General features: G+C 67.6%; 5 protein-coding genes and 1 pseudogene. 4 read left to right on the top strand and 2 right to left on the bottom strand.

The annotated features are described in order from the left end of the window. A partial coding sequence (locus C5O18_RS05130; protein WP_105192043.1) for an NAD(P)-dependent oxidoreductase occupies window positions 1-871 on the top strand: 871 nt, incomplete at its 5' end. A 71-nt stretch (window positions 872-942) separates the two neighbouring features. After that, window positions 943-1,650 (top strand): BamJ family beta-barrel-assembly machinery protein, encoded by a 708-nt coding sequence (locus C5O18_RS05125; protein WP_105192041.1) that lies wholly within the window; start codon window positions 943-945, stop codon window positions 1,648-1,650. Between the two features lie 139 nt (window positions 1,651-1,789). Here the strand turns inward: C5O18_RS05125 and C5O18_RS05120 are convergent. Then, window positions 1,790-3,061 (bottom strand): annotated as a pseudogene (locus tag C5O18_RS05120) (acetyl-CoA C-acetyltransferase); the annotation flags it as partial. Window positions 3,062-3,428: 367 nt separating this feature from the next. On the opposite strand from C5O18_RS05120, the gene C5O18_RS05115 reads away from it, so the two are divergent. Both C5O18_RS05115 and C5O18_RS05110 read left to right on the top strand, forming a co-directional pair. Then, complete coding sequence (locus C5O18_RS05115; protein WP_105192037.1) at window positions 3,429-4,835, top strand: 3-oxoacyl-ACP reductase; 1,407 nt, start codon at window positions 3,429-3,431, stop codon at window positions 4,833-4,835. A gap of 156 nt (window positions 4,836-4,991) precedes the next feature. Next, window positions 4,992-5,759 (top strand): MaoC family dehydratase, encoded by a 768-nt coding sequence (locus C5O18_RS05110; RefSeq protein ID WP_206389732.1) that lies wholly within the window; start codon window positions 4,992-4,994, stop codon window positions 5,757-5,759. Window positions 5,760-5,977: 218 nt separating this feature from the next. On the opposite strand, the gene C5O18_RS05105 is transcribed toward C5O18_RS05110, so the two are convergent. After that, window positions 5,978-6,480 (bottom strand): ATP-binding cassette domain-containing protein (locus C5O18_RS05105; protein ID WP_478209676.1); only part of this gene is annotated, 503 nt, incomplete at its 5' end.

Raw genomic sequence — 6,480 nt, 5'->3', positions numbered from 1 at the left:
CGCCTTCGTCGGACTCGGCAACATGGGATTCCCCATGGCCGGACACCTGCTGCGCGCCGGCCACCCGGTCACGGTCTGGAACCGCACCCCGGCTAGGGCCGACGCCTGGGTCGCAGAATACGGCGGGCGACGCGCCGGCAACGCGGCTGAAGCCGCTGCCGGCGCCGACATCGCGCTGACCTGCGTCGGCCGTGACAGCGACCTCGAAGCGGTAGTCCTGGGCCCGGGCGGACTGCTCGACGGCCTGCGCCCGGGCAGCCTGCTGGTCGATCACTCGACCGTTTCCGCAGATCTCTCGCGACGCCTCGCCGCCATCCTGGGAGAGCGCGATATCGGCTTCGTCGATGCCCCGGTGTCAGGCGGACAGCAGGGCGCCATCAACGGCCAGCTCAGCATCTTCTGCGGTGGCGCCGACGACGATATCGCCCGCGCCGCGCCCGTGCTCGCGGCCTATGCCCGCGCGCAGGCCCACGTCGGCCCGGCCGGCAGCGGCCAGCTCGCCAAGATGGTCAACCAGATCTGCGTGGCCGGCGTGATTCAGGGAGTCGCCGAAGGCATGCACTTCGCGCAGCACGCCGGACTCGACGTCGCCCAGGTCATGGCCCTGGTCGGCCAGGGCGCCGGCTCGTCCTGGCAGCTGGTCAACCGCCACCAGACCATGCTCGCCGGCGAGTACGACCACGGCTTCGCGGTGGACTGGATGCGCAAGGACCTCGACATCGTGCTGGCCGAGGCCGGGCGCATGGCGCTGGAGCTGCCGCTGACCGCCACGGTCAACGACTTCTACCGCGACGTGCAGGCCATGGGCGGCGGGCGCTGGGACACCTCCAGCCTGCTGCGGAGGTTGCAGCATCCCGGCCGGAAGGACTGATGACAAGACCCCCTGAAGTGCGCTTCAATCGATCGCCTTCAAACAACACCGACAAGACAAGGACCCAATTCATGAACCGATCCACCCGGCTCGTTGCCACCGTAGGCGCCACCGCACTGCTCGCCGCCTGCAACAACCCCTTCAGCAAGAAGGCGGAGCTGGAAACCGAGACCCAGAAGTTCAGCTACTCCATCGGCGTCGACATCGGCAAGTCGCTGGAAAACATCAGCGAAGACATCGACGTCAACACCATCGTCGCCGGCCTGAACGACGTGCTGGAGAAGAAGGAGCTGGCGCTGGACGACGAAGCCCGTCGCCAGGTGCAGATGACCGTGGCCCAGAAGCTGCGCGAGAAGCACATCAAGAAGATGGAAGAAAAGGCCAAGTCGGCGGTCGAGGACGGCAAGAAGTTCCTCGAGGAGAACGCCAAGAAGTCCGGCGTCAAGACCACGGCCAGCGGCCTGCAGTACGAAGTGCTGAAGGAAGGCACCGGCGCCAAGCCCAAGGCCACCGACGTGGTCACGGTGAACTACAAGGGCACGCTGACCAACGGCGAGACCTTCGACAGCTCCTACGATCGCGGCCAGCCGGCCACCTTCCAGCTCAACCAGGTCATTCCGGGCTGGACCGAAGGCGTGCAGCTCATGACAGTGGGCAGCAAGTACAAGTTCGTGCTGCCGTCCGCCATCGCCTACGGCGAACAGGGTGCCGGCGGCAAGATCGGCCCCAACGAGACGCTGGTGTTCGAGGTCGAGCTGCTCGACATCAACAAGCAGTGAGCGCCACCGGCCACACGATGGCCGGATCGGACATGAAAAAGCCCGGACAAGTCCGGGCTTTTTCATGCCGGCGCGGTCTGCACGACCGGCGCCGGCGCGATGCCGGGCACCCCGGCGAAGACCGGGGCGCCCGCGATCATCAGCGCTCGACGATGGCAACCACGCCCTGGCCGCCAGCGGCGCAGATGGAGATCAGGCCGCGGCCCGAACCCTTCTCGCTGAGGATCTTGGCCAGCGTGGCGATGATGCGGCCGCCGGTGGCTGCGAACGGATGGCCTGCCGCCAGCGAGGAGCCGTTGACGTTGAGCTTGGCGCGATCGATCGAACCCAGCGGGGCATCCAGGCCCAGACGCTCCTTGCAGAACTTCGGATCTTCCCAGGCAGCCAGCGTGGCCAGCACCTGAGAGGCGAAGGCTTCGTGGATTTCGTAGTAGTCGAAGTCCTGCAGGGTCAGGCCGCGACGGGCCAGCAGACGCGGCACGGCGTAGGCCGGCGCCATCAGCAGGCCTTCCTTCTTGTGCACGAAATCGACCGAAGCCACTTCACCGTCGATGAACCAGGCCAGGATCGGCAGGTTGTGCGCCTTGGCCCACTCTTCCGAGGCCAGCAGCACCACGGAGGCGCCGTCGGTCAGCGGGGTGGAGTTGGCGGCGGTCATGGTGCCGGTCTCGCGGTCGCCGAACACCGGCTTCAGCGTGGACAGCTTCTCGACGTTGGAGTCCGGACGCAGGTTCTGGTCGCGCTTCAGGCCCAGGTACGGGGTGATCAGGTCATCGAAGAAACCGCGCTCGTAGGCGGCGGCCAGCTTCTTGTGGCTGGCCACGGCCAGCTCGTCCTGTGCCTGGCGCGGCACGTTCCATTCGGCGGCGGTGATGGCGGCGTGGTCGCCCATGGCCAGGCCGGTGCGCGGCTCGCCGTTGCGCGGGATTTCCAGGCCAAGGTGGCTCGGACGGATCTTGGCCAGCGTCTTCAGCTTGTCACCGGTGGTCTTGCCGCGGTTGACTTCGAGCAGCAGGCTGCGGATGCCGTCGCTGAGACCGATCGGGGCGTCGGAGGTGGTGTCGACGCCACCGGCGATGCCGGACTCGATCTGGCCGACAGCGATCTTGTTGGCCACGAGGATGGCAGCTTCCAGGCCGGTGCCACAGGCCTGCTGGATGTCGTAGGCGGTGGTTTCCGGCGCCAGCTTGGTGCTGAGCACGGCTTCGCGGGTCAGGTTGAAGTCGCGGCTGTGCTTGAGCACGGCGCCGGCGACCACTTCACCGATGCGCTCGCCAGCCAGGTTGTAGCGCTCGACCAGACCGTCGAGGGCGGCCGTCAGCATGTCCTGGTTGGACGCCGTGGCGTAGACACTGTTGGAGCGGGCGAAGGGGATGCGGTTGCCGCCGACGATGGCGACGCGACGAAGGGTGGTCATGATGGACTCCTGACTCCTGATGAACGGACTCTTGATGAGATGCGACACCGTGCCACGCTAGCACACCCCGCGAACAGGTCATTGGCCGAAATGCGGCAACCGGCGCACGTCACGGCAAATTCCCCCGCTGACAGGGTTTGCTAGGCTGCATGCGCAGCACGATCCGGCCCATGGTAACCAGATTTCCGCCAGCCGGACGCTGACTGCAGGACATACCGCCTGACCGGCCGGTCTCGCCAAGCGCGGGCCGATTGACTAGGCTCGGCAGTTCAGATGCCGGACGGCCCCGCCGCCCCGATCACCCGAAACCGCGCCGGATCGCGAAGGATCCGGCCGCCCATAACAGATGAAGGATCCAGTCATGAGCGACCGCTATCTTGATTTCGTGAACTCGCCGTTCGGCCAGCTGCTGGCCAAGAACCTCGGTCTGCCCAGCCCGCAGCCGCTGGACCGCTTCGTCGCCGGCCAGCCGGTGGTCAGCGGCACCGTGCTGCTCGGCGCCGCCGCCGGCAGCGACCTGACCGGCGCCATCGCCCAGGTCCTGTCCAACATCAGCGCCGAGACCTACGCCCTGTTCGACGGCGGCGTGCACCAGGCAGCCGCCTCCGTCGGCCTGGCCACCCAGGCCTACACCCCGGCCGCCGAAGACGGCCAGAAGTTCAAGGCACTGGTGTTCGACGCCTCCGGCATCACCCGCTCCGATGACCTGATCGCCATCTACAACTTCTTCAACCCGGTGATCCGCAAGCTGGCCGTCAGCGGCCGCATCATCGTCATCGGCCGCACCCCGGAGCTGCTGGAAGATGCCAAGCACGCCACCGCCCAGCGCGCGCTGGAAGGCTTCACCCGTGCCATCGGCAAGGAAGTGAAGAAGGGCAGCACCGCCCAGCTGATCTACGTCGCCCCGGGCGCCGAAGCCGACCTGGAGTCGACCCTGCGCTTCTTCATCTCGCCGAAGTCGGCCTATGTCTCCGGCCAGGTCGCGCGCGTGCAGGCCACCGGCATCGCCGGCGAAACCCCGGACTGGACGCGTCCGCTGGCCGGCAAGGTCGCCCTGGTGACCGGCGCCTCGCGCGGCATCGGCGAAGCCATCGCCCAGGTGCTGGCGCGTGACGGCGCGCATGTCATCGCCCTCGACGTGCCGCAGCAGGAAGCCGACCTGAACCGTGTCGCAGCTGACATCGGCGGCTCCGTGCTGGCGCTGGACATCACCTCGGCCGAAGCCCCGGCGCGCATCGCCGAACACGTCAAGAGCGCCCACGGCGGCCTGGACATCATTGTCCACAACGCCGGCGTGACCCGCGACAAGACGCTGGCGAACATGAAGGAACAGCTCTGGAACCTGGTGATCAACATCAACCTGTCGTCCGAAGAGCGCATCAACGACGAGCTGCTGGCACAGGGCGCCATCCGCCAGAACGGCCGCGTGATCTGCGTGTCGTCGATCTCCGGCATCGCCGGCAACATGGGCCAGAGCAACTACGCCGTGTCCAAGGCCGGCGTCATCGGCCTGGTCAACAGCTCGGTCAAGCCGCTGCTGGCGAAGGGCATCACCATCAACGCCGTGGCCCCGGGCTTCATCGAAACGCAGATGACCGCCGCCATTCCGTTCGCCATCCGCGAAGCCGGCCGCCGCATGAACTCCATGTCGCAGGGCGGCCTGCCGGTGGACGTCGCCGAGACCATCGCCTGGTACGCCAGCCCGGCCTCGAACGGCGTCAACGGCAACATCGTGCGTGTCTGCGGCCAGAGCCTGATCGGCGCCTGATGCCCGTGAGCGCGCCCGTCCGCCTGGTGCGGGGGGCGCGATGATTTCCGGCCACGGGCCGGCTGTCCCGGCAGCCGGCCCGTGCATTTCCCCGATGCATCCCTCCGATGTGTCTCCAGAGGAACCAGCCATGACTGTTCGTGANACCTCGAGATCGTGCTCAAGGACCACAAGATCGATCGTGCCCACCTGGCCGACTACAACCGCGTCTGCGGTTTCGCGCTGCGCGAGACGGTGCCGTCGACCTACCTGCACATCCTCAGCTTCCCGCTGCAGATGGTGCTGATGACCGATGCCAGCTTCCCCTACGCGCTGATGGGCCTGGTGCATGTGCGCAACCGCATCGACCAGCTGCGCCCGGTTCTGGCTTCCGAGGTGGTGACCTTCCGCACCCGCGTCGGCAATCTGCAGCCGCATGACAAGGGCATCACCTTCGACCTGATCAGCGAGGCCTGGGTGGGCGCCGAGAAGGTCTGGGTCGACTACAGCACCTACCTGCGCCGCCAGCCCGCTCCCAGGACCGAGGGCGGCAAGCCGGCGAAAGCCGCGAAGCCGGCCAAGGCCGCTGCCAGCGAGAAGCCGGCCGCAAGCGCATTCTGGAACGTGCCGGGCGACATCGGCCGCCGCTACGGCGCCATCTCCGGCGACCGCAACCCCATCCACCTCTACGCCGCCACCGCGAAGCTGCTGGGCTTCCCGCAGGCCATCGCGCACGGCATGTGGACCAAGGCCGCCTGCCTGGCCGCCATGGAAAGCCGCCTGCCGGACGCCTACAGCGTGGATGTGCAGTTCAAGCTGCCGGTGCTGCTGCCGGCCAAGGTGGCGTTCAGCTCGACGCCAACCGCCGATGGCGGCCTGGAGTTCGCCGTCAATGACGCGCGCAAGGGCAAGCCGCATGTCGCCGGGGTGGTGACGGCGCTCTGAGGGCTGACAAGCCTGGCACAGCGGGACTGTCACAGGTGGGGATGCGGGACTGACAAACGCTGCGCTACAAGTCAGTCCCGCATCCCCACCTGCGACAGACAGCTTCAGCGCCCTGCACTACCCTTCAGTGCATGTGCCGGATCGCTGGCCGCCAGATGCAAACGGGGTGTCCGGGCTGACTTGTAGCGCAGCGTTTGTCAGCCCGGACACCCCGGTTTTCATCCCGCCAGCGGCACCAGCCAGGGCCGGCCGTCATCCGGATGACTGACCCAGCCCAGGCGCACCGAGAACGCCTCCTGCAGCGCCTCGCGGAACCGCTCCTGGTGCATCTCGCCAGCCATCAGCACCTCTCCCTGCCCCAGCACCAGCACATGCGTGGCCATGGCCAGCGCGGCATTCATGTCGTGCACGCTGGCCAGCACCAGGCTGTTGCGCGCCGCCTGTTCACGACAGGCCGCCAGCACCGTCTGCTGATGCCGCCAGTCCAGCGCCGCCAGCGGCTCGTCCAGCAGCCAGAGCGTGGCGTCACCAGGTTCGGCCAGCATCAGCTGCAACTGGGAGCGCGCCAGCTGGGCGCGCTGCTGCTCGCCGCCGGACAGGCTCAGCCACGGACGAGGCAGCAGCCCGGCCAGGTCCCAGTACCGCACCGCATCCTCCAGCGCATCCGCCAGCCGCGCATGTGCCCCGCCCCAGGGAAACGCCGCCATGCGCAGCAGGGCAT

It is taken from the genome of Amnimonas aquatica (assembly GCF_002943415.1).
Lineage (GTDB): Bacteria > Pseudomonadota > Gammaproteobacteria > Pseudomonadales > Moraxellaceae > Perlucidibaca > Perlucidibaca aquatica_A.
Note: the sequence above shows the minus strand (reverse complement) of the source record. Positions and strands in the feature narration are given on the sequence as shown.

Excerpts from the sequence above, each read along its gene's own strand:
- C5O18_RS05125 (WP_105192041.1), top strand. The coding sequence starts at position 943 with ATGAACCGATCCACCCGGCTCGTTGCCACCGTAGGCGCCACCGCACTG.
- C5O18_RS05115 (WP_105192037.1), top strand. The coding sequence starts at position 3,429 with ATGAGCGACCGCTATCTTGATTTCGTGAACTCGCCGTTCGGCCAGCTG.